Annotated in this window: 21 protein-coding genes; 13 read left to right on the top strand and 8 right to left on the bottom strand. The window is 61.4% G+C overall.

Annotation, left to right across the window (positions count from 1 at the left end):
• The first annotated feature begins 43 nt into the window (after positions 1–43).
• The 3 genes from ABSG20_RS00460 to ABSG20_RS00450 are packed head-to-tail and all read left to right on the top strand — an operon-like array spanning position 44 to position 3,125.
• Complete coding sequence (locus ABSG20_RS00460; RefSeq protein ID WP_423862505.1) at positions 44–1,348, top strand: ABC transporter substrate-binding protein; 1,305 nt, start codon at positions 44–46, stop codon at positions 1,346–1,348.
• Positions 1,349–1,398: 50 nt separating this feature from the next.
• Positions 1,399–2,283 (top strand): carbohydrate ABC transporter permease, encoded by an 885-nt coding sequence (locus ABSG20_RS00455; protein WP_423862504.1) that lies wholly within the window; start codon positions 1,399–1,401, stop codon positions 2,281–2,283.
• Complete coding sequence (locus ABSG20_RS00450; RefSeq protein ID WP_423862503.1) at positions 2,283–3,125, top strand: carbohydrate ABC transporter permease; 843 nt, start codon at positions 2,283–2,285, stop codon at positions 3,123–3,125. Before ABSG20_RS00455 ends, ABSG20_RS00450 begins: the two co-directional genes overlap by 1 nt.
• Before the next feature lie 91 nt (positions 3,126–3,216).
• Here the strand turns inward: ABSG20_RS00450 and ABSG20_RS00445 are convergent, their stop codons facing one another.
• From ABSG20_RS00445 to ABSG20_RS00415, 7 genes are all read right to left on the bottom strand, one after another.
• A complete protein-coding gene (locus ABSG20_RS00445; RefSeq protein ID WP_423862502.1) occupies positions 3,217–3,957 on the bottom strand; it encodes a YoaK family protein in 741 nt (246 codons plus the stop codon).
• Between the two features lie 264 nt (positions 3,958–4,221).
• Positions 4,222–6,396, bottom strand: coding sequence for a DNA topoisomerase (locus tag ABSG20_RS00440; RefSeq protein WP_423862501.1), 2,175 nt, complete (start codon positions 6,394–6,396; stop codon positions 4,222–4,224).
• A gap of 55 nt (positions 6,397–6,451) precedes the next feature.
• On the bottom strand, positions 6,452–7,528 hold the full coding sequence (locus tag ABSG20_RS00435) for an alpha/beta hydrolase (RefSeq protein ID WP_423862500.1): 1,077 nt from the start codon (positions 7,526–7,528) through the stop codon (positions 6,452–6,454).
• 38 nt (positions 7,529–7,566) lie between these two features.
• A complete protein-coding gene (locus ABSG20_RS00430; protein ID WP_423862499.1) occupies positions 7,567–8,751 on the bottom strand; it encodes an ABC transporter permease in 1,185 nt (394 codons plus the stop codon).
• A gap of 3 nt (positions 8,752–8,754) precedes the next feature.
• The gene (locus ABSG20_RS00425) at positions 8,755–9,915 is read right to left on the bottom strand and encodes an ABC transporter permease (RefSeq protein WP_423862498.1); all 1,161 of its coding nucleotides are present in this window, start codon (positions 9,913–9,915) and stop codon (positions 8,755–8,757) included.
• Positions 9,912–10,601: an ABC transporter ATP-binding protein gene (locus tag ABSG20_RS00420; RefSeq protein WP_423862497.1), complete on the bottom strand. Its 690-nt coding sequence runs from the start codon at positions 10,599–10,601 to the stop codon at positions 9,912–9,914. Before ABSG20_RS00420 ends, ABSG20_RS00425 begins: the two co-directional genes overlap by 4 nt.
• A gap of 34 nt (positions 10,602–10,635) precedes the next feature.
• The gene (locus ABSG20_RS00415) at positions 10,636–11,475 is read right to left on the bottom strand and encodes an efflux RND transporter periplasmic adaptor subunit (protein WP_423862496.1); all 840 of its coding nucleotides are present in this window, start codon (positions 11,473–11,475) and stop codon (positions 10,636–10,638) included.
• Positions 11,476–11,896: 421 nt separating this feature from the next.
• Here ABSG20_RS00415 and ABSG20_RS00410 point away from each other — a divergent pair, with 421 nt between their 5' ends.
• From ABSG20_RS00410 to ABSG20_RS00365, 10 genes are read left to right on the top strand one after another with little or no spacing between them, the layout of a single operon-like run.
• A complete protein-coding gene (locus tag ABSG20_RS00410) occupies positions 11,897–12,358 on the top strand; it encodes a cobalamin-dependent protein (RefSeq protein WP_423862495.1) in 462 nt (153 codons plus the stop codon).
• A 38-nt stretch (positions 12,359–12,396) separates the two neighbouring features.
• On the top strand, positions 12,397–12,636 hold the full coding sequence (locus tag ABSG20_RS00405) for a phosphopantetheine-binding protein (protein ID WP_423862494.1): 240 nt from the start codon (positions 12,397–12,399) through the stop codon (positions 12,634–12,636).
• Positions 12,637–12,679: 43 nt separating this feature from the next.
• The gene (locus ABSG20_RS00400; RefSeq protein ID WP_423862493.1) at positions 12,680–14,257 is read left to right on the top strand and encodes a class I adenylate-forming enzyme family protein; all 1,578 of its coding nucleotides are present in this window, start codon (positions 12,680–12,682) and stop codon (positions 14,255–14,257) included.
• 1 nt (position 14,258) lies between these two features.
• On the top strand, positions 14,259–15,401 hold the full coding sequence (locus tag ABSG20_RS00395) for a type III PLP-dependent enzyme domain-containing protein (RefSeq protein WP_423862492.1): 1,143 nt from the start codon (positions 14,259–14,261) through the stop codon (positions 15,399–15,401).
• Entirely contained in the window at positions 15,385–16,443 is a 1,059-nt protein-coding gene (locus ABSG20_RS00390) for an acyl-CoA dehydrogenase family protein (RefSeq protein ID WP_423862491.1), read from the top strand. The genes ABSG20_RS00395 and ABSG20_RS00390 overlap by 17 nt, the downstream gene beginning before the upstream one ends.
• The gene (locus ABSG20_RS00385; protein WP_423862490.1) at positions 16,430–17,275 is read left to right on the top strand and encodes a hypothetical protein; all 846 of its coding nucleotides are present in this window, start codon (positions 16,430–16,432) and stop codon (positions 17,273–17,275) included. Before ABSG20_RS00390 ends, ABSG20_RS00385 begins: the two co-directional genes overlap by 14 nt.
• The gene (locus ABSG20_RS00380) at positions 17,272–17,814 is read left to right on the top strand and encodes a hypothetical protein (RefSeq protein WP_423862489.1); all 543 of its coding nucleotides are present in this window, start codon (positions 17,272–17,274) and stop codon (positions 17,812–17,814) included. Before ABSG20_RS00385 ends, ABSG20_RS00380 begins: the two co-directional genes overlap by 4 nt.
• Entirely contained in the window at positions 17,807–18,763 is a 957-nt protein-coding gene (locus ABSG20_RS00375; RefSeq protein WP_423862488.1) for a hypothetical protein, read from the top strand. Before ABSG20_RS00380 ends, ABSG20_RS00375 begins: the two co-directional genes overlap by 8 nt.
• Positions 18,756–20,633, top strand: coding sequence for an acyl-CoA dehydrogenase (locus tag ABSG20_RS00370; RefSeq protein WP_423862487.1), 1,878 nt, complete (start codon positions 18,756–18,758; stop codon positions 20,631–20,633). The genes ABSG20_RS00375 and ABSG20_RS00370 overlap by 8 nt, the downstream gene beginning before the upstream one ends.
• An 11-nt stretch (positions 20,634–20,644) precedes the next feature.
• A complete protein-coding gene (locus ABSG20_RS00365; protein ID WP_423862486.1) occupies positions 20,645–22,009 on the top strand; it encodes a hypothetical protein in 1,365 nt (454 codons plus the stop codon).
• A gap of 39 nt (positions 22,010–22,048) precedes the next feature.
• Here ABSG20_RS00365 and ABSG20_RS00360 read toward each other — a convergent pair whose 3' ends face one another.
• Positions 22,049–22,798, bottom strand: coding sequence for an autoinducer binding domain-containing protein (locus tag ABSG20_RS00360; protein ID WP_423862485.1), 750 nt, complete (start codon positions 22,796–22,798; stop codon positions 22,049–22,051).
• Positions 22,799–23,146 lie beyond the last annotated feature (348 nt).

Genomic DNA, 23,146 nt, shown 5'->3' with positions numbered 1-23,146 from the left:
GCGCTCTTGTCGATGGACAGGGGCGCCACAGGGAGGGGATGCGATGACCAGGGCGGTACACGCTTTGCCGGACAACTCGCGCCGGCAATTCTTGAAGGCAACGGGATTCGGTGTCGCCGGGGCTGCGCTCGGCGTGCGCCCCGGAGTTGGAGCGCCGAAGACCATGTCAATCATGCACGAAAACTCGTTCATCAGGACCTATGACGAGTATTTCCAGAAGGCGCTGATCCCGGCCTACGAGAAGCTCACCGGAGTCAAGATAAAATACGAGCTGGTCAGCGTTGGCGGCCTGCAGACCCGTGTCACTACCGTGGCAGAGACCGGATCGGGTCCGGACATGACGCTGAACTTCTTCAACTGGCCGTTCCTGTACGATGAGAAATATGTCGATGTCGGTGATGTCGCGGAGGAGGTAGGCAAAAAAAGCGGCGGCTGGCATGACGCGGCAAAGGAGGCCGTCATCGTCAACGGCAAATGGAAGGCTATCCCGTTCGGCAATGTCGGCCAGTTGATGAACTGGCGCACCGACTGGTTCAAGGAGGCCGGTTACGACAAATTCCCCGATACCTGGGACGAGCTTCTGGAGGCCGGCATCAAGCTGAATGCCATGGGGCATCCCTTTGGCTTTGAGCTCGGTCATGGCTTTGGCGACAATCACGGCTGGCTCTATCCTTTGTTATGGTCCTATGGAGGGCGCGAGGTCGAGCCCGACGGCAAGACGGTGGTGATCGATTCGGCCGAGACGGCGCGCGCGGTCGATTTTGCCCGCACCTTCTTCCAAAAGACCATGATCGAGGACGTGCTTGGCTGGACCGATCCCAACAACAACAAGGCCTATTTGAGCGGACAAATATCCTGCACCAACAACGCCGAGAGTATCCTGTGGGCGGCGAAGCGCGATTTCCCCGAGATCGCCAAAGCCACCGACCAGTCGCTCAATCCGAAGGGGCCGGGTGGCCAGCGCTTCCACATCCTGTTGCCGTGGAGCCACTCCATCTTCAGCCACACTCCGGATCAGCAGGCCGCGAAAGATTTTCTGCGCTGGTTGATGGAGCCGGCGCAGGTCGGCGGATGGTATGCCTCGGCCGACAGCTACTACGCGCCGTTCCTTCACGCCTTCGACGACGCGCCGCTGTGGCATGTCGAGCCGCGCAACATCCCGTACCGGGATTCGCTCGCCACCTCACATCCGCCGGGCTGGCCGGCGCCGATCAGCCGCGCCTCGTCCGAGAGCGTCGCCAAATACGTGGTCGTGGATATGTTCGCCAAGGCGTGCGCCGGCAAGTCGACCAAGGAGGTGATCGCCGATGCGAACACACAGCTGAAGCAGATCTACCGGCCCACCTGAGCATGTCGGCGCACAGCGAGCCGATACCGCGTCCGGCCACTCGCGGGCGCGTGCTGCCGGCCCTGCGGGAGTGGACCGAACGCGAGGACGCCTTCAGCTTGCTGATGATCTTGCCGCCGATGGCCTTCCTGGTCGCGCTGGTCGGCTATCCCTTCGTCTACGGCATCTGGCTCAGCCTCGAGCATCGCCCGGTCGCCCAGCCCGGCACCTTCATCGGGCTCGGCAACTTCATCACCGATTTCCACGATCCGACCTTCTGGCAGGTGGTTCAGAACACCTTCGTCTATACCGGCGTGGCGACGGTATTGAAAATGGTCGGCGGCCTCGGACTCGCGCTGGTGATGAACCAGGCCTTCCGCATGAAGAACCTGGTTCGTGCGTTGCTGTTGTTGCCGTTCATCGTGCCGACCGTGTTGTCGACCATCGCCTGGATGTGGATCCTCGATCCGTCCTTCAGCGTGATCAATTGGCTGCTCGTGCACGGCGGGATCGCCGTGCGCGGCCCCTCCTGGCTCGGCAATGGCAGCTGGGCGATGTTTTCCCTGATCGTGGTCAACACCTGGCGCGGCCTGCCTTTCTACGCGATCACGCTGCTCGCCGGACTGCAGACAATTCCCCTGGAACTCTACGAGGCCGCGACGATCGATGGCGCCAGCGCGCTCGATCGCTTCCGCTACGTCACCTTGCCGCTGCTCAAGCCGGTCGTTTTCATCGTGACCATGTTCTCGCTGATCTTCACCTTCTCCGACTTCCAGCTGGTCTACGTGCTGACCCGGGGGGGACCTGCCAACGCCACCCACCTATTCGCGACCTACGCGTTCGACATCGCAATGAGCGGCGGACAGTTCGGTCTCGGCGCCTCGGTCGCGCTCGCCATGCTTCCCCCGCTAGCGCTGCTGATCATCGCGCTGGCGCTGTATCTGAGGAGGGCTTGATGGTGGACGACGGCGGCTGGCGGGTGCGCGCGCTGCGGTTATGGCTGCCACTCGGATTCTTTCTGATCTTCGCGCTTTTTCCCTTCTACTGGATGGCGATCACGTCGCTGAAGTCGAACCAGGAACTGTACAATCCCCAGGTGATGCCGCTGATCGTGCATCACCCCACGCTCAAGCATTATGTCGACCTGCTCGGCGAGACGGATTTTTTGATCTGGACCTGGAACACGATGCTGGTGGCGACGGTCTCGACCGCCATCTCGCTGGTTTTTGGCACCATGCTCGCCTATCCGCTGGCGCGAATGAACTTCCCCGGCAGTGCGCTGGTCTCGTTCGCGGTGGCGGCGACGTATCTCGTCCCGCAACCGCTGCTGTTCATCCCGATGGCGGAGATCATCGAGCGGATGGGGCTCGGCAACACGCTCACCTCGGTCATGCTGACCTATCCGACCTTGCTGATTCCGTTCTGCGCGTGGCTGCTGATGGGTTATTTCAAGAGCGTCCCACGCGAGCTGGAAGACGCCGCGCGGATCGACGGTGCGAGCCGGCTGCAGACAATGTTCCTGGTGTTCCTGCCACTATGCAAACCGGGATTCATCTCGGCCGGCATCTTCGCCTTCACGCTTGCGCAGAACGAATTCCTCTATGCGCTGATCTTCCTGACCGACACCTCGGTCCGTACGGTGCCAGTCGGTGCTATTGCCGAATTGATCCGCGGCGATGTCTTCTATTGGGGGCAGCTTATGGCCGCGGCGCTGCTCGGCTCAATTCCGGTAGCGATCATTTATTCGTTCTTCGTCGAGCACTACGTGGCCGGCCTGACCGCTGGAGCGGTGAAATAGGCGCCCGGGGATGCCGCCCCTTTTGTGCTGAGCAAATGTGGCCCAATCGATGTTTGATGAGGTCTCAGGCGCGAAGACGGTTGGCCCGCAATCAGCGCTGTATCGCGCGCCAAGCGCAGTAGCCGACAGCCCCTGCGAGAATGGCAATGGCGCCAATAAGACACGACAAACCGAACCATCGGTAGCCGAGCGCTCCGCCAATTGTGCCTCCGAGAAACCCGGCCATGATCGAAAATAGCCCGGTAAAACGGCCGCGTATGGCAGCGTAATCAGCTTGGACGCCGGGATCGTCTGGCATCACACGTTTACAGTGCGATGCGATCAACCATTCGGCAGCATCTATGGCAAGCTGCGTTGTATTTGTCGTCATCACATTTGTGGAGGCCACGCCGCGCATCAGCAGGCGGACCAATGCGCTTTGCACGCCCATCGCCGAAATGCCGAGAAGACTTGAGACCACCGCAAGCGGAGTATTCGCGTCAACGAACGGTGCCCCTATTATGCCGACTACGAAAAATGCGACGACCAGGGCCAACTCCACCGCAAGCGCGGCTGTCAAAGCCGTCCAACCCGTGCGCCCGAACCAAGCTAATAGCAGCCTGGTGCCCAACCCCATCAGAAAGAAAGTTGGAATAGCGAGAACGGGCACCAGCATGGTTTCGTCCAATCCAGAGAAATGCCCGCCGGCGACGACAAAGCTTCCGGTCACCTGAGCAACGAAAAGATGAAACAATGCAAAAAAGGTACAAGCGTCAATAAAGCCGGCTACGAAACCGAGACACGCAGGCAACATACGCGGCACCGCGAGCGGTTGCACGGTCAATGGCAGCATTGTTCGTCGCCCTCCAAAGCCCACCCCCCGTCCAGGAGCGCGCCTTCCAGCTCCCGGACGTCCCGACCGCCTTGTAGCCAGTACAGCCGCCCCTTCCGCCGATCAGTTAGACGGATCGATGATCTACGCCTTCGCTAAGCTGCAACTTCCGCTCAAGGCGCTCAAAACCGCGAGCATCGGCGGCGACCTCCGCTCCTTTGCTTCGTTCATCGCCGAGCCCGTGCGCTGCTCGATCGAGCAAGCCGAGAGGGATGCGATCGGACGTTATAACCATCCGCGCTCTTTGAATGGACCCGTTTCAACTCCAGGTGGAGCGTACCATCCTGCTGAGCCGTAGCGGGCGCCGAGCTTCATGGCGACTTCCTTGTTGCCATAAGGAATTCGCAGCCGCGTTGCGGTTACGCGCTTTGGCTGCGCGGGAGTCGGTGGGACGGCAACAGCATCAGCCTTGCGCTTTCGGGGCCTCTTTGTCGGGGCCCCTGATGGGGACGCAATCGATCCCGCCGGCCCTAAGGCGCTCTTGCGGCGCTTCGCGCCTTTGTTCGAGTCAATCCGCGCGTCCATTGCAGCCGAGTTGGCCTTGGCCTCGTCGGGAATGACGAAGCCTTTGCCGAGCGCAATCTTCGTGGCAGGGGCGCCTTCCGCAAGCTTGCCTATGATCCGCCGGGCGACATCGCACACCGCGTCGATCGCACCGATCATTTCCTGCTTGCCGACAACGACATCGTCCAGCAAGCATTCAAGTCGTGCCGTCACACCCGGATCGACCAGCGCCGGATCGGCCTGTTTGAGAACGCCAAACAGCGACAGGCCGGCCGCGGTCGGCACCGTATTCCTTCCCTGGGCAATTAGAAAACCCTGCTTCTTCAGTCCGCCTATGATCTCAGCCCGGGTCGCCGGCGTGCCAATACCCTTGGCTCGCTTCAGACGCTCCCGCAGAACTTCATCGTCGACGAATCGCCAGGCATTCTGCATCGCCTCGATCAGAGTGCCTTCGTTGTAACGCGGCGGGGGTCGGGTCTCCTTGTCCTCAATTTTGGGGTCCTGCAGCTGGGCGATCTCACCGTTGCGCAGCGGCGGCAGCAATTTTGCCTCGTCGCCCTTTTCGTCGGCGGGTTGCCAATCCGGAAATGCGGCTCGCCAGCCGAGATCGACGGGCTGACGGCCGACGGCACGGAATTCGAAGCCACGCACGTCGAGCGAAGCGGTTGTCTGCCGGTATCGGAAGTCAGGCATCAGGGCGGCGAGATAGGCCCGCGCGATGACGTCAAACAGTTTCCTTTCGTCAGATGACAGACGAGGCCAGATCCCCGGCAGTTTGTCGATCGTGTTGACATTGGGAATGACGGCGTGATGGCTCGCGCCCTCCAGTCCCTTGTCGTAGAATGTGCCGCTTGCGCCGCTGCGGATCACCGGCGGCTCAGGCAAGTGGATCGCGCTGAAGGATTGGCCGACCCTTAGTCCGGCCACGATTCGCGGCACATCCGAAATCAGGCTCTGCGGCAGGTAGCGCACCTCGGCCCGAGGGTAGGTGATGATATTCTTGCCCTGACCGTCATACAGCTCCTGCGCTACCCCAAGCGTCTTGCTCGCGGACCAGCCGAAGCGCGAGCCGCAGAGTTGCTGCAGCGAGGGCAAATCGTGCAGCCTGGGTGGCCCTTGCCGCTTTTCCTCGACGCGAATGGCGAGCGCGCCCGCGAAGTCTTGCGCAGCAGCGGCGACAGCCGCGGCCAATTCGCGCCGAACAATTCGGTCCGAAGGCGCGTGCCGCATCTGGAATTGGCCTTCCGCAACTTTCGCGGTGGCAACGACCTCAAAATAGGCAAGTGGCACGAAATCCCGGATTTCCAGCTCGCGCTTGCAAACAATTGCCAAGGTCGGCGTTTTCACACGACCAACCCCGATCACACCACGCGCGCCCTGGCGCAGGATGACGGTCGCCGTGCGGGTGAGGGATAAATTGAAGATCTGGTCGGCTTGCTGGCGCGCCACAGCGGCGGCGTAAAGGCGAGCGTATTCGGTGTTCGGCTTTGCCCGATCAAATGCGGTGCGAATTGTCTGGGAGTCCTGCGCGGTGAACAGCACCCGCATCACCTCGCCGCGGTACTTGCAATGCTCGAGAATTTCCTGGCCGATGAGCTGACCTTCGCGATCGCAATCGGTGGCGAGCCAAACTCGTTTGGCTCCGAGCAGTGCCTCGCGAATGACTTTCAGTTTGGCGGCTTTGTTTCCGCCCGCTGCCGGACGAGTGCCGTAAAGGCCTTCGGGCCGCAGAAGTATCGGCGACCACCGCTTCCACGCCGGCACCACATCACCTGGCTCCAGGAGCTCGAGTAGATGACCTTCGGCCGGGAGAACGTCTCCGTAACGAGAACCAACTGCGCCGCGGACGTCCTTTGCCTGGCTGTTTTTTTCGGTGATGACGATCTGCTCGGGCATGGCGGTTGACCGGAACGAACGACCCTATGTGTTTCCAGAACATACCATGAACAATTTACCCGGGCAATTGGGCATTTTGCATTCCGCCGGAGCCCGCCTTGTCGCCGCGAGAACATATCTCTTGATGTGAACTTTCGGGGCTAGACCGGGAATTCGCTCCGGATCGTGCAATATCGTCGGCGATAACGGATACGGCGGCGGGGTCGCTCACGATGCCAATGTGATTGACATTGGCAATGATCCTGACGATCCCGAGCGGGCTGAAAGCTTCCTGATATTTGTCGGGCAGTATCAGTTCGTCCGCTGCGCCTGCAAAGACCGTCACGGGATTGAGAGCCTTTGCGAGGTCCTGACGAAAATCACGCGAGGCGGAGAAATCGCGCAGCAGCCGATACGAATAGGTTGGCGTCAGAAATCTGCTGGCGTTGGGCGGCACCGCGAAGGCAAGCGTCGGCAGCGATTCGGCAAAGGGCATCCCCAGTCGGCGCAACATCGATAGCGCGATGAAGCGCGGAACATTCGCGCTCGCCCAGCCTCCCGAATCGGGACGGCTGGTGGGGGCGTCGTATCCGAGATAGGGCGCGAGCAACACGGTGCGCACGAACAGTTTTTGCATCGATGATCCGGCGATCCGCAGCGCAAACCCGCCGCCGGCCGAATGTCCGACCAAGGTCAGTGGCGCCACGGGGTGGTGCTTGCGAACTTCACCGACAAAATCGGCAAGGTCGTGCTCGAGCTGTCCGAGGTAGGCGATGTCGCCGCGCGTGCCCGACGCGCCGTGTCCGCGGATATCCACCGCATAGGCTTCGACCCCCCGCATCGCGATGGCTCTGGACAGGACATGGATCGAGCCCCGGCTCGAAACCGAAGAGCCGTGCACGACGATGGCGACACGATCGACGGCAGCCGAACGCGGCGCGTAGCGTCGGTAGGCCAGTTCGGTGCCGTCCCTGGCCTGAAACCGGTCAAGCGGCGGCAGGGTGGCAAGATTGATCAATTTGCGGGCCGCTGAAACCGAGGTCAGCTCCGGTGGCGATCGCAGCGGCCACGCGACAAGACCGGCCAACACCAAAGCTGCAAATCCAACGGCAGCCAAGCCCCAAACGATCACCGTAAAGCCGACTACGGCCATGAGCGGAAACTCCGTGCGGCTGCAAATGATGCCACGGCTCAACCCCGCAGACCCTCGACAATGCCGATACGCGCTGAACGCCATGCCGGAGCCATTCCGCCGACCAGCCCGATGGCGATCGAAAGCGCGAGAGCCTTGGCCATCAGTCCCCCGCTTAGTTTCAGGTTGAATGCAACTTGGGTAAAGCTGTTTCCGAGCGTCGTTGCGGCGAGGCCATCAAATGCGAAATAGGCCACCAGCGAGCCGATGATACCGCCGAGCATCGCTACCGCGAGCGACTCGCACATGGTGCCAAGAAACGTCGAGGCCGCGCTGAAGCCGATCGCCCGCAAGGTCGCAATCTCGCCCGCCCGGGCCGCGACCGAGCTGTACATCGTATTGAGGGCGCCGGCGACGGCGCCGATCGCCATGGCGATCGCGAGCGGCCAGCCCACATTCTGGATCAGGTTGGTGACGCGGGAAGATTGGTCCGCGAAATAGGCCGCTTCAGATTTGACCTCGAGCTTGAGTCGGGGCTCGCCGTCAACATAGAACTTGAGCTGCTGAAGATCGGCGGCGTTGCCAAGTTGCAGCCGCACGGTTTGGAAAACGTTGGTGCGTTTGAACAGGCTTTGAACGACGGGAGGATCTGCCCAGAGTTCGGATCCGAATACGGTTCCACCGGACGCCATGACGCCGACCACGGTCCACTTGCTGCCACCGAGCGTGATGGTGCTGCCCAGTTCGAACCCTTCGAAACGTTTGATGACGTCGGCCCCCGCGACGATCTCGTCGCTGCCGGCATGATACATTCTTCCCTCGGTAAACCTGATGCTCTTGTGCAGCCTGGCACCGTCCGGGCTGACACCGCGCAAGGGAATGTTGGCGCGCCTTTGTGAATCCCGCTCCACCCCGGAGATCGCGAGGTAGAGTTCGGGCGAAATCAGGGGCCTGCCGTCGGCACCGCGGGCGACGCCCGGCGCCTGCGCCAGCAACTTGATCTGGCTTGAACTCACGACGCTGTTGAACTCGGACTGCGAGGCGCCGCGGTACACAACCGCGATGTCGTCAGATCCGGACGAGGTGAGCGTATTGCGAAATCCGTCGGCCATGCCCAGAAAACCGAGCAGAACGACGATAACCAGCGTAACCGCCAACACCGACGACGCCGAGGACAGAAACCGGCGGGGGATGCTGCGGATATTGAGCCTGGAGACAACCGCGCTTTGTCGCAACCAATCCATGGTTCAACTCCTTTTGAGCGCCTGCGCAATTCCGATATTCATGGCGCGCAGTGCCGGCGTTAAGCCGGTGAGAATGCCGAATACCGCCATGATCGCCAGTGCTTCGCCCACGATGGCCAAACTCAGCGTCAACTGCGAAAACGCCCCCGCGCCGGCGAAGTGGAGGCAAAGGATGGCTGCCTCGGCTGCGATCATGCCGAGCACGCCGCCGGCCAGCGCCAGCGCACAAGCCTCGCCCAGCATCAAATTGAGCAAAGTCCGGCGCGAGAAGCCCAGCGTTTTCAGAACGCCGATCTCGCGCGTGCGCTCGCGGATCGCCATCACCATGGTGTTTCCAACGATCATCAGAATGGTCGCAAAGGCGGCGCCGATGACGAGGGTGACAATCAATCCGACGTTGCCGTACTGGGCGCCGAAAGCCCTGTTGAATGCGCGGTCGGTATCGGTCGATGTTTCGTTGGTGGAATTGGCGAACATGCCGTCGATCATGCGCGCAACCTCGTCGATGCGCTCGGGCGCTCCGGTCAGAAGCGCAATCCAGCCGATCGTATCCTTGCCGAATGTGCGGGTCTCATTGAGATACGCGTAGTGGAACACAAGGAAATTGGTCGGGTTGTTAGCGGTGCGGCCCTGCAGCAGGCCGACGATCGTCAAGGTCCAACTGAGCGAGCCGTTCTTCTGGAAATAGATATCGCTCGAGATCGGGATTTGATCGCCGACTTTCCATCCCCACTTCCGAGCCAGCTCCGCGCCGACCAGGGCCGAGGTGCGCTCCCGCAAAAAGGCCTTGTTGGCGTCGTCGGCAACGACGTAATCCGAACCATAGACGGTCAGGTAGGTCTCAGCGTCAACCGCCATCGCCGTGACCGTGTTCTTCGGCTCCTGGAAGTAGCCTCCAAACCAACTGAGATGGGTCGCGGATTGGACGCCATTGACCGCGCAAACCCGCTGGTAGTGGCCGAGCGGCAGCGGCTGCACGTAGTCGATCTTGTTGACGACGACGAGCCGGTCGGCGGCCGCGGCGTCGGCTCTGGCGCTCAATCCCCGCTCAAAAGCGGAGAGGACGCCAAACATGCCGAAGGCGATCATGATGGAGGCGATCATGAGTGCCGAGCGCACCTTGCTGCGCAAGAGATTTTTCCAGATCAGTGAGAGGACGTTCATGCCGCCAGCCTCCTTTCGACAAATTGTCCCTTGTCGAGGTGGAGCGTGCGGTTGGCGTACTCGGCCGCCGCCGGATCGTGGGTCACCATCACGACGGTTTTGCGGAAATCGCCATTGAGCAGCCGCAGCATCGACAGAATGTCGTTGGCCGAAGCCCGGTCCAGGTCGCCGGTGGGCTCGTCGCAAAGCAACAGATCCGGGTCGGAAACGATCGCGCGCGCGATGGCGACGCGCTGTTGCTGCCCACCGGACATTTCGTTCGGATAGTGTCGTCCGCGCTCGCTCAGATTGACGATCCTCAGCGCCGCCGCGACGCGCTTGTTGCGGTCGCCGGTGCCCTGGCAAAGCAGCGGCAATTCGATATTTTGGGCGGCCGTGAGTATGGGCAGGAGATTGTAGGACTGGAACACGAAGCCAATATGCCGGGCACGCCAGCGCGTGAGCCTTGATTCCGAGAGTGTGTCGATACGCGTGCCGGCGACATGAACCTCGCCGGAGTCGGCACGGTCGATCCCGCCGAGCAGGTTGAGCAAGGTCGATTTTCCGGATCCGGAGGGTCCCATGATGGCGATGAAGTCGCCGTGGGAAATCTGAAAATTCATGCGGTCGAAGATCGCAATCCGTTCTCCGCCCTTGACATAGCCTTTGGATATATCGATCAGATTGACGACGGCTTCATGTGACATGCCTCACCTCGGGTTTGCGCGAACAGGATTGCATTCAGTTCCCGGCCGCATTGACGTTCCGCGGCGGCGGTTCCTCGGCGGCAACGTCGTCCTGGAACGTGACCTTGACATCCAGACCGGGCACTACCCGCTGATCCTTGCCGGTCAGGGCGATCCTCACGCCCACCGTCGCCTTGTCGCGGTTGGCCATTGGACTGAATGCGAATACCGAGGCGGGAATACTCCAGTCGGGGTAGGATTGAAGGATGGCCGAGACGCGGCTGCCGGGGCGGACGCGACCGATATAGGCTTCGTTGACGTCGACGTCGATTTCCAGCGAGTCCGTGTCGATCATGGTGCAGACTGCGTTTCGCACGAGCCCGCTGCCAGGCGAAGTCGGCGAGATCAGTTCGCCGACCTCGGCATTGCGCTCGGTCACGACGCCGTCGAACGGGGCGTGGATGGTATACTTTTCCAGCAATTGCGTCGTGCGTTGCACGTCCAGCCTGCTGGTCAGGATTTGCTCGTTTGCCTGATGGAGCTGGGCGCGTAGGACGTTGCGATGCGCTTCCACCTTGCTGAGGTCGGCGGCGGTCGAAAAGCCCTTTTGCAGGAGCTGCGAGGTGCGGTCCAGCACGCGTTCGGCATCGGCAAGATCGGCTGCGATCGAATCCGAGTTCGCCACGGCGGCGCTCTCGCGAGATCTCGCCAGGGACACGTCCTTCTCGGCCAGGGTTGTGTCCAGGCGAGCTATCACGTCGCCCTCGCGAACGACCGATCCTTCATCGACGAGCAACTCAGTGACCTTGCCCGTTACTTCGGCGGCGACGGCGGATTTTCTACGCGCGACAACATAGCCCGATGCCACAAGTCCTGCATCTGCCGCCGCGGCCACCGGCGCCTTCGGGGTAGGCGCGGGATTCGGAACCGCGGCATATGACTGCGTCACAGCCGATGGAGGCCACACAGCAAAAAGATTCCAATGCCAGATCGCGGCGGCCGTGGCTCCGGCCGCGATCGCGGCGCTCGTAGTCAGAAGGCGCCCCTTCCACGCCGCGGACCGGCGTGACGAGCTATCCGATCGATCAACCACGAGTGTGCTCAGCAAAGCGCTGGTTTCATCTGTCACGTTCGCACCCTTCCGTCCCGATCCGCTTCTCACCGGTCAAATCCTAGCATTGCGACGGCGACGCCCAAGCCTACCAACATTCGTAGGTGCGCTGGCTGCCGAGTTATGGATACGTTGCGGACACATCAGCGAAGGCGGGCCCGGCAGGTCGAAGGTTTCGCTGCTGCGGGAATGGGACGGTGTCACGATGAAGCGCGTCGTTATTGGAATGACAGAATCGGATTGCCACACCGTCTCCCTGTACATGTTCAAGCTCTATCTCGAAGAGAGAGGATTTCAGGTGTTGAATCTCGGTGCATGCGTCCCGCTCGAACTCATGTTCAGGGAGGCGGTGAACTTCCGAGCCGATGCCATCGTGATTGGCGCGCAGAACGGCCACGCCGTCGACGACCTGAAGCGGCTGAAGGCGATCAAGAAAGGATATCGTGACAGCCCGCCGATATTCATAGGCGGTCGGCTTGCTGTCGGCGTCCAGAAACCCGAAAGGGCCGAGGCGATAATCAGGGACCTGGGAGTCGACCATGTCCTGAATAGCTTCGAAGAGTTTCTGTCGATCGCGGCCGCGCCGGGCGATCGGCGACGATCCGAGATGGCGCCGGCCGCAGCCGGTCCGAAATCGCACCCCGTTGCGCCAGCCTTGGTGGGATAATGCGGACAACGACGTGACAGAAAAGGAAAGGAAGCGAGATGAGCGACACGCTGACGATTTTCGAAGATGAGATGAAGCGCATGTTGAGCGTCAAGACCATCGATATCGACGTTCCGCTGTCTCAGTTGGGCATCGACTCGCTCAACATTGTCGAGATGGTGATCATCTGCCAGCAGGTCTACGTCGATGTGCAGAATTATGAGGATATCGCCATCGACGAAAACACGACCATCCGCGAGCTGGATGAGCAGCTGAATTCTCTATCCATCCCTGCATGACCGGTCGGCGGGATTCCATGAAGCCAGAAGTCGAGAGGCGCCCATGAATAAGATCGTAACGGACTGCATTGTTGACACGCGGCTCGATCGCGGCGCCAGGGCGATTGCAGAGCCGCTCGCCGGCCTGATCGAAGCGGCGCCCGCCGGCGATGCGCGCCTCTGGGCGCAGAGCCTGCAGGATCTGGTCGTCGCCATGTTGCGTGACGGCCGTGCCGGCAACATTGAAGACGCCACCGGCAAGAGGCTGCGTGACGAGGACGTTTTCGCCGCGCAGGAACAATTGCGGTCGCTCGGTGTCCGGCCCGGTGAGGTTGTGCTCGTCAAGGCCAACAACGATGTTGCGGGCGCCGCTTCGGTGCTCGGCGTTTGGCTGCACGGTTGCGCCATCTGTCCGGTCGATCCGTCCGCGCCTCGGAAAGTCCACGAGCTGATCGAGCTGCATTCCGGCGCCGCGGCTCGAATCGACAACCAGGGCAAGGCGTCGCTTGTTGCCGGCAGGCCGCCGCCCAAGGCGCTGACGCCCGGCAGGGCCACCGGAGTCGATCTCGGGCTTATCATCTTCACCTCGGGAAGTTCGGGGACGCCCAAGGGCGTGATGCTGAGCAATGCCAACGTACTGGCCGCACTGCGGGCCATTTCCAGCTATCTCGAGATCGTCGAACAGGACAAGATTCTTTCCGTTCCGCCGATGTTCCTCGACTATGGACTCTATCAGCTATTGTTTTCGATGTTCGTGGGATGCCGGCTTTTGCTGGCCGCGGGCATCACCAATCCGCTGAAAATCCTGGCGCTCATCGAAGGTCATCGGCCGAGCATCCTGCCGGTCGTCCCGGCGCTGGCCTCGAACATCGCGCGGGTTCTCAACACGTTCAATCAGACCATATCCAGTCTGCGCCTCATCTCAAACACCGGCGGGCACCTGGCGCCGGCGACCATCGAGGCCATGGCGCGATCATTTCCCGAGGCGGCGATCTATCCGATGTACGGCCTTACGGAATCCAAGCGTGCGCTCTATTTGCCGCCGCACCTCGTGCCCTCAAAGCCGGGCTCTGTCGGCGGACCTATGCCGGGCCTCGATGCGCGCGTCGTGGTGCAGGACAGCGAAGGACAGCTGGTTGAGGCGGAGCCGGGCCAGATCGGCGAGTTGTACCTGCGCGGGGCCTCGGTGATGCAGCGTTATCACAGGGCCGACAGCAGCGCGGGAGCCAGGCTCGTACCCGGGCGGTATCGCGACGACAATTGGCTGGCAACCGGTGATCTGTTTGAAATGGATGGCGACGGCTGCATGTACTTCCGCGGCCGCTCCAAGTCGCTGATCAAGCAAAAAGGTTATTGCCTCTATCCGCGCGATATCGAGGCCGCGGCCGAAGCGCTCGACGGGGTGGCATCGGCTGTCGTCGTTGGCCGATCGGAGCCCGACGGCGACGAAACGGCGGTTCTTTTCGTGGTGACGCGGAACGAGGCCTGCGAAGCGCAGCGGGACGCGGTGCGCGCGCAGCTCAGACGGAACCTGCACAAGTCGCTCTATCCCGGGATCATTCACTTTCTCAGGGAATGGCCGCCTTCGCCGGTCGGCAAAATCGATCTCAACGCTCTCAAAACCCTCGCGATGGAGCTCTGAGATGCTTTTGAGCCCGAACCAGCCCAGATTGTGGGACGCGCCGATCGATGTCACGGAGGTCCAGACTCCGGCCTATATCTACTCGGTAGACGAGGTCGGACGACGCCTGCGCGCTCTCAAGGACGCGCTCCGCACGACCGTGATTGTGTCGCTTAAGGCATGCCCGGTCCAGGATATTGTCTCGCGTATTCCGTCCGATCTCTGGGACGGCGTCGAGGTCGCCTCCCGCGGCGAGTTGCATATGCTTGCGGGCCTCAGAAGCCGTCACCTCTACGTCAATACGCCGGCGTTGACCGAAAGTCTGGCGCGCTCGGCGCTTGGCGCGCAGGCGACCTTCATTATCGACTCCCCGGCGCATCTCGCGCTGATCCAGCGGCTGCGCGGCAGGCGCGAGGTGCAGCCGGTCATGCTGCGGCTCTCGAACCGGCTCGTCAACGCGCATGACCGGGATGCGCCGACCCTGCGGCACGATCAGTTCGGCATGGACTTCAAGCAAGCGTGCGAGGCGATCGATCTGGCGCGCTCGCTCGATATCAGGGTCCGCGGTTTTCATCTGTATGCGGGGCCGCACACCTTCGGCCGTGCGTCGCGCTTTGTGGTCGACGCGGCGGTGAGCCTGCTCGGCAGGCTGGAAAGCCACGCCGGCTTCCGCTTCCAAACGGTCAATCTGGGAGGCGGGCTGGAAGAGACCTGGAGCGAGAAAGGTTACGATTTCGCCGCCTATCGCCGCGAGTTGGCGCGCTTCCCCGCCCATATCGAACTTGTGCACGAATTCGGGCGCGCGATCTTCGCCACGGCTGGCTGCTTCGCGGTCCGCGTACTGTTTGCCAAGTCGATCGACGGCCAGCGCTATGCCGTCTGTGACGGCGGCATGGCGCAGGCCTTTCTGCTCGCGCAGACCGAGAACATCCTGCGCAAATACCGTACGCCACGGATCTTCGGGCCCGTGCGCCAGAGTGCAAGCGGCAAGGAAAAGACCATCATCTGCGGCTCGACCTGCAGCCGTGACGACGTGATCGGCGAGACATTCGAGACGGTCGAAGACGGCGACGTGCTGCTGTTCGACTTGTGCGGCGCCTATTTTCGCAGTTATGCCATGAACAGCTTCCTGCAACTTGGAGAGGCCAATGTCTATGTCGTCTGAGGTTGGCCATATCTTTGCCGCGCCGGCGATCATGTCGCTGGCCCGCCACACCCAAGCGCCGCAATCGGTCAAGGACCTGCTTGCTGCCTCGGCAGTTCGGCTGCTTGATTCGGCGATGATTATCGAGGACGCAGGGCTCCCGTTCGCGCCGATTGAGGAGTCCCGGACCAGAATTCCTCTGCCGAGCCCGCCGGTGCTCCACGCCATCCGCGATACCGTCGCGCGCATTGCGAGCGATGGTTTCGGGCCCCATGCTCTGAGTTTCTTCGGCATGCTCGGCTCGGTGATGATGTCACTCGCAGGGAATTCAGCCCAATCCCGGCAGGTGATGCGGTGGGTCGAAAGCGGCAAGACCGGCGCGTTCTGCATGACCGACCGGGGCGGTCCGAATGCCTCGCAGTGGCGTTCAGGGACGAGCGGAACAGGCCCCATTCGCCTCGCGATCGACAAGATCTGGGCGATGAACGCCGAGGCCGCGGACTTTGCGATCGTGGTCGCGCGTCGTGGCAACTCCATGATCATGGTGCCCGTCGTCATCCCGCCCGAGGTCTATGCCGGCGCGACACGCAAAGCTTCCGGCGCGCCATTTCTCGACGGCCAGTTGCCGCTCGGCAATGTCCGGCTCGACGTCGACGCCGACGCCGATTGGTTTCTGAGCGAGGGCGGCCCGATCTCGCCGAAAATGTTTCTCGCCCTGGCGCGTCCCTGGCTGATCCAGGCGCTTTGCGCGCACGCTGGCTGGCTCGCCGCGCATCACAGGGTCGAAATCGATGCCGCGACCGCCGAGCGCATCGCCTTCCTGCGGCTGGCGGCACAAAACCAGGCCGCCATCGCTTATTTCGACCGGTTCTCGGAAGACCAGGCAATGGCGATAAAATGGGTGGCGAACGAGGTCTGGAGCGATCTGGTTGTGCGCGGCGCGGTTCGCAGCAAGGCCGATCAACGAGACCTGCTGGCATTCACCAAGATGGAAGGCAGCTCTTATCGCTGCTTCTTCGAAATCTACGAGCGCAACAAGAGATCCCGCCATGTTGAGCGTTGAATGCGTGCGCTATCGGAGCGTTCCGGAATGGTCGGCCTCGGAGACTGGCGAGTGCGCCGCCAGCGCCTTCGGCCATTTGCTCGGCGAGGAAATCGCCGCGGCGACGGCGTCGCTGTCGGAGACAGATATTTCTTTCAACATCTGCGTGTCGACGATGATTGATCTGCCGTTCGCGAGCGGCTGGTTGAAATGGCCGGAAGTGGCCGCCGCCGCCGCGGAGGTCACGGATAAGCCGCCACGCAACTTCACGGCCTCATATGAATGCGCCGGCTGGGGATTCGCGCTCGAATACGCCAGGCGGCGCGCGCGTCCGGGCTCGCGGATCGTCATCACCATCGCCGACCTCAACGTTCTCGACTTCAGCTTCTGGCGGCGAAATCCGAACTGGGGTCCTTCCGGATTTGGCGTGACGACGCTTGTCGTTCGGCTGCCCACCGACGGGGCGTTTCCCTTGACGACCAAGATTGCGCAATCGCTGCACGGCATGGGCGAATACTGCGTTGACCTGCGAAAATGGCTGGCCTGTTCGCCATCGCGCGCGGCCAACGTCCCCTTCCTTCCGGCCGGCATGGCCGAGATCTACAAGCATTTCCTCAAGCAGGAGCGGCTGCTGCCCAATCTGCATGACCGCTACGGACACTGCTTCGGCTCGGACACCTGGCTTTCCTACATCAATCACGCCAAGTCGGGACAACTCGGGCCGAATGACGTGTACACGGCGACATCGGCGTCCCTGCGCGGATACTGGGCGATCAGCGACATTGTCTTCGATGCTGGCTGCCGGTTCGAACTGCTCGAACGGCCCGGGTCGCGCGAGGAGGCAACATCATGATTAGCGCCAGATATGAGGGCGTCCTGGCAACGACGAAATATGCCAGTCGGGTAAAGCGGGCGACGCCTCCCAATCCAGCATTCGATGACGATCGGGATTTTGAGAGCTTCGCAAAGATCGGGCGCTGGCGGTGGTCGACGCCGCAGGTCGGATACGAGGAAAAATATGGCGTACTCAGCGACCTCCTGCGGATCATTCGGACCCACCGGGGCGACAGCGTCGACGAAATGATCATGACTTCGCGGATGCCAAGCACCCTGCGCATGCCGAAGGAGATGTTCGGCGACGATCTTTTCCTGGTCGTCGACGTGGAGGCGGAGGCACGCGAGTTGATCCGCCTGGGCCGGCGATTCATCGCCATCCGCGAAGGCTTCGTTCGCAACATCGTGGAGGCGGGACAGAACGAATTCGTGCTCGACTGGCACCAGCCGCCCGCCGACGTCGAAGCGCGGCTGGCGGCGATGATCATCGGCTTCGAGCTGGCCGGCCTGCGCACATCCCTATCGACCGTTCGGCGAGAGGAGGTTGGACATGAGTGAGGCGATCTATATCGTCGGTATGCGACGGGTGACGCGGCAGACCGTGGCCAGCGGCGAATTGCGCCAGATCCCGCGCGATGGCTTTCTGGTCACCAGCTCGGCCGAGATCGAGATTGTCGATCAAGCCGCGGCGGCGGCTGTGATCGATGCGGTGCGGCCGATCAGTGCGACGGGGCCCGACGGCTTCGTTTCGATCGGCTGCGTGGGGTTCTTCGCCTGTGTCCTCGAATTCATGCAAAGCAGCGCGCGCGATGCGCGAATTCTCCTTCTGGAGACGCCCTCCGCCTTTGTCCAGGACACGCTCGACCTCGCCAAGATCGGCGGTAGCGACGGCTTCATCGCCCAGGATATCTCGTTCGTGGTGGATATCAGCCGCACGCCGGAACCGGATGCGCTGCGGATCTATTGCTGCGAGATCCTCGCCCGCAGTCGTGAACTGTCAGGCACCGCAAAGCTCGCCTCGCGGGTTTTCAAGCGGATGAATGAAATCAAGAAGGAGCTTCCCGGTGCCGAGTTCGTCTCGTTCGAAAATTCATCGGAATGGTCCAGACGGCTCGCGCAAAGCCTGGTTGCGGTCGCGTCCCAGGGCGGTGAACCCCTGTCGTGGCTTCCGTCGATCGAAAACGGGCACCGCCATTTCATGACCGTTCGCCCGCTGCTCGACCTGACGGCCAATATTGAGCTCGCGCGCGAGCGGCCGCTGGTCCTGGCCTGCCTCGGGGCCGGCGGTCGCTTCGGCATCATCGCGCTCGGGCCCGACGTCGGGGACAGCCAATTCGACACCCGGGCCGCAATACCAAAAGACCTCGGAGAGATCGTGTTTCGGGCGCCACGGCCGGAGCCCGCGAACAAACCTAGAGACATTCGCTACGTCCGAGAAGAATTCTACGGACACGACAATTTCTACTTCAGGTGGACTTTGCAACAGGAGATCCCCAGCCATGCATAACTATTTTTACAAGGCGCCGATCCGCGAAGTCGAATTTGTGTTGTGGGAGCAGATGCAGATCCAGGAGACGCTGAGCCTGTCGGCGCCGGAGGATCGCGCGGCGATAGACGCGGTGATCGAGCTGGCGCGCGAGTTCGCCGAAGGGCCGATGGCTGCGGCCTACGCGGAATCCGACCGCGAGGAGGCTTATCTTGATGCCAATGGGGTCGTACAGACACCCCCGAGCTACGCAGCCTTGATGAAGCGCTATCGCGAGATTTGGACGACGTGGCGAACCCTCGGAGACGACGGACGGCTTCCATTGCCGGAAATTGTCGAAGGCCTCGTGATCGAAATGATGGTCGGATCAAATCCATCTTTCGTGACCTATGTCGGGTTCAACGGTCCTGCGCTGACGCTTTTGGAAACCTACGGAAGCGAGGAATTGCGCGAGCAGTTCGCACCAGCACTGGGCAATTTGAGCGCGACTGCGTGCCTTTGCCTCACCGAGAAGGCGGCGGGCTCCGATCTGAACCTGATTGCTTGCGCAGCCGAAAAGCAGTCGCCCGGGATTTATCATCTCAGCGGCCATAAGTGGCTTATTTCGGCCGGCATGCACGAATTGAGCGACAACATCTACTACTTCATTCTTGCGCGAGTCGGTGACGGCTTGGGGATGTTGGGGCTGAGCTGCTTTCTGGTCCCGCGCTATCGCCTTGACGCGGGCGGCCAGCCGACGATCGACAATGGCGTGCGCTGCCGGCAAGTCGTGAAAAAGATGGGACTACGCGGCTGCGCCAATACCCATCTCGAGTTCGGCAAGGAGGAGCCGACGGTGGCCTATCTTCTGGGCTCCGCCGAGGGCCATGGTTTGCAGCAATTGATGCTGATGATGACACCGGCGCGAATCAGCACCGGCATCTATGCGCTGGGGCTCGCCTCGTCGGCCTGCGAGACGGCGAAGACCTATTCCGAGCACCGCATTCAAGGCAAGAAATTCGATCAGTCGATGAGTGGCAAGGCGCCGAGCCTGCCGATCAAAATGCATGCCGACGTCAGGCGCATGCGTCTGGACATGGTTTCGACAACGATGGGGTGCCGTGCCCTGATCGCACGGCTCGGACTCTGCCGCGCCTTGCTGCGAGGCAATTCGATGCCGGCGGAGCGGGTCCAAATTGAGAAGGACCTGCTCGATATCCTGCTGCCGATCGTCAAGGCCTATACGTCGGACCAGGCGTGGCGCGTGACCGGGTCGGCGATTCAGACCATGGGCGGAGTTGGATACCTCAGGGAAAACCCTGTCGAGCAGAATGCCCGCGATTGCAAGATATTGTCAATTTGGGAAGGCACGAACCATATTCAGTCACTGTTCCTGATCCGCGACAAGCTGGGCATGTGCTTGCGGAGTTCGCGCCTTGACAGCCTATTCGGCGAAATCGATGCGACCATGGCCGCCCTGGCGCAACTTGCGATGTTCGCCGAGGAGATCCGCGCGCTGGAAGAGGCCAAGCGCACACTGCTCGATGTCTGCCGTCGAATGGGGCTGGCGGTTCGGCAATCGGAGATGAACCGGCTTCCGGAATTTTCCTGCGAATTTCTGGCGGGCTTGGCCGAGATCGCCATCGCATGGCAGCTTCTCGATGGCGCGCGCGTCGCGACGCAAGCGCTGGCGGAGCGGTCGCACAGCGCGGAAGATCATGAATACTATCAGGAAAAGATCGAGGCCGCGCGCTACTTTATTCGCCGGCGCCTGCCGCTCTCCTGCGCGAGCCTGGCCGCGATCGCACGCGAGCTTGGCGATCGGACCGCACCGCAAAGCGCGGTGCCCGGCAAGCAAAGGCCCGACCGCACCGCAACAGTGAAGGATACGCCGGCGGCGGCGGAGGTCTGACTGGAATGAACATGGATAGTCCCAGCTTTCTCTCCAGCACGCGTTCGCGCGATCGGGTGCCGCCGCTTGACGAATCCATCGACTTCATTCGCTCGCTCAAAAAGGAGTCGGTGCAGGCCGTCCTGGCGCGGAAGCGAACCGAGGGCGAACTGGTTCTGCAACCCCGATCGGGGGTGGGTGCGCACGACAAGATGCTCGATCTGCTGCAGGGCTTCGATGCACCCGAAGCGCCGCATATCCTGTCGATGACCATCGATTCCCACACCCGCCTGTTGAACTTCGAAAAAGCCTACGCGGTCATGTTGTGGGCGCCTGACCGCTTGAACGGCTATCCGCTGGTCGCGCATGGCTGGCAGCGTGGACGGGAGCTGAACCTGAAGACCCGGAAGGCGATCGAGGTCCGCCACGGCTCGCCGGATCCGAGAGCTCTGTTCGAATATGCGATCGCATCGGGACTAACCTCGTTCGAGGGCGGGGGTATCGGATACAATATCCCTTACTGTCAGGGCATCCCGATCGTCGAGACGCTGCGCTACTGGCAGGATGTCGACAACCGCTGCGGTGATCTGGCTCGGGCCGGCATTATCGTGGACCGCGAGTACTTCGGCACGCTGACCGCCGTGCTGATGCCTCCCAGCATCTCGATTGCCTGCGTTTTGCTCGAGGCGGTGCTGGCCCATGATGCCGGCGTCGCCTGCCACACGCTGGCGATCTGCCAATCCGGTAACGCCGAGCAGGATATCGCCGCGCTGCGCGTATTGCGTCGACTGGCGTCCGAGTTCCTGTTCGGTCCGGATATCTATGTCGCCCTGCACCAGTTCATGGGGGTCTTTCCGCAGCGGCGGGTCGACGCCGAAGCCCTGATACTGCTCGGAGCCCTGGTTGCGCGGCACGGCGGCGCAGACAAGGTCATAACCAAAAGTTATCAGGAGGCCATCGGCATCCCCAGTCAAAGGGCGAATCTCGAAGGCATCACGCTGACCAACATCGTCAATAGCCCGCTGATCGGGCAGATCGACTTCGATTCCGAGACGATCGCCGAAGAGGAGGAACTGATCGAAGGCGAGGTCCGCGATCTCCTGAAATGCGTGCTCAATGGGTACGTCTTGATCGATGCCATCGGCGCCGCCTTCGCGCGAGGCTGGCTCGACGTGCCGCTGTCCGCCAACAGCCTGATCAGATCGGAGGTGCTGCCGGTGCGGGTCGCAAACGGCGCCGTCCGCTTCTTCGACTACGGCAATCTCGCGATCGGTGACAAATGGCGTAAACGCAACAATCGCCTGCTGGGTTCGCGGCTGAGGTTGAACTCGCGCTATGAAGGGCTGCGCCGCTCAGTTTTCCATTTCAGCGAGGCAACGACGGACCGTATCCCATGAGCCAGCCTGCGCGCCGCCGTGGCGCGGACCGGCAACGAGCTACCTGATCCTGGAACGAGATGGCAGATCGATGATGCCTTGACGGATCGCCTTGATTACCGCGACGGTGCGGCTGCTGGTGTCCAGCTTGCGCATGGCATTCTTGATGTGAAAATTCACGGTGTTCTCGCTGATGTTCAAGATCGCGCCGATGTCCCAGGACGACTTTCCCTGGGCGGTCCAGCTCAGACAGTCGCGCTCCCGGTCAGACATCAAGACGACGTCGTCATCCATCGGATCGTCGTTCGACAAGTCGAGGAAGGCGATATGGAACTGCGACGCCAGCACTTCAAGGTGACGTTGTTTTGCTGATTCGTCAGTCCCGGCTGCGCTGGAAGCAAACGAAAGCACGGAAATCTTGCCGCCGGCGCCGTGGATCGGCACGCTCACTCCGTTGCGCAATCCGGCGTCCTCCGCCATCCCAAAGAACGCCCGCTGCCGCTTATTTATCAGGCCGCGTTCGGCAAAGCCGTTCCATCGGAAGGAGCGGGCCATCTGGGGAGAAAACAGCAAAATCGGATCGATCTCGTGGTCCTTTCTTTCAAAATAGCTCTTTTGCCATTCGATCGGGTAGTTGAGCATGATGGCTTGCGGGTTGTAGTCTGCCAGTCTCAGGCTCTCTCGATAATTAACAGAACCATACGCAACCCGGTCGAAGCCCTCGCTTGAAGTCGCCTCGACCAGGAGTTCAAAGATGAGTTCGGGGGATTTGGTTTGATTCGAAAGTTCGATAAAGCGGAAAATTTCCACGGGATCCCCCACGTCGACTGGGACGACTGAGCCTGCGCATTTCCTTGAACTTTTTCATAATAACTTTTTTTGATAATAATGAACCGCGCCGCGATTTGCAATCTAAAATATATGGTGCTGACGACTGCTCCGGTCACACCCGTTTCACTTGAGGCATGCCCGGTCTAATCCCTGCCGCGGTAGCTTTCGTGCTGCAGATCACAACAAGCAATTCAGGGGCAACGAAGGTTTTGGCACAAAAGCGGCAGACCCGGCCGCCGCGCCGAGCAAGACCGGGCAGCTGACCGAAGTCTTTGCAATTGTATCTATTTACAATTGGAAGTGTTTGCAATTGAAAGTCTCTGCAAT

The organism is Bradyrhizobium sp. (assembly GCF_049512235.1).
Classification (GTDB): Bacteria; Pseudomonadota; Alphaproteobacteria; order Rhizobiales; family Xanthobacteraceae; genus Bradyrhizobium.
The sequence above is the reverse complement of the archived record's forward strand: the minus strand, read 5'-3'. Positions and strand labels throughout refer to the sequence as shown.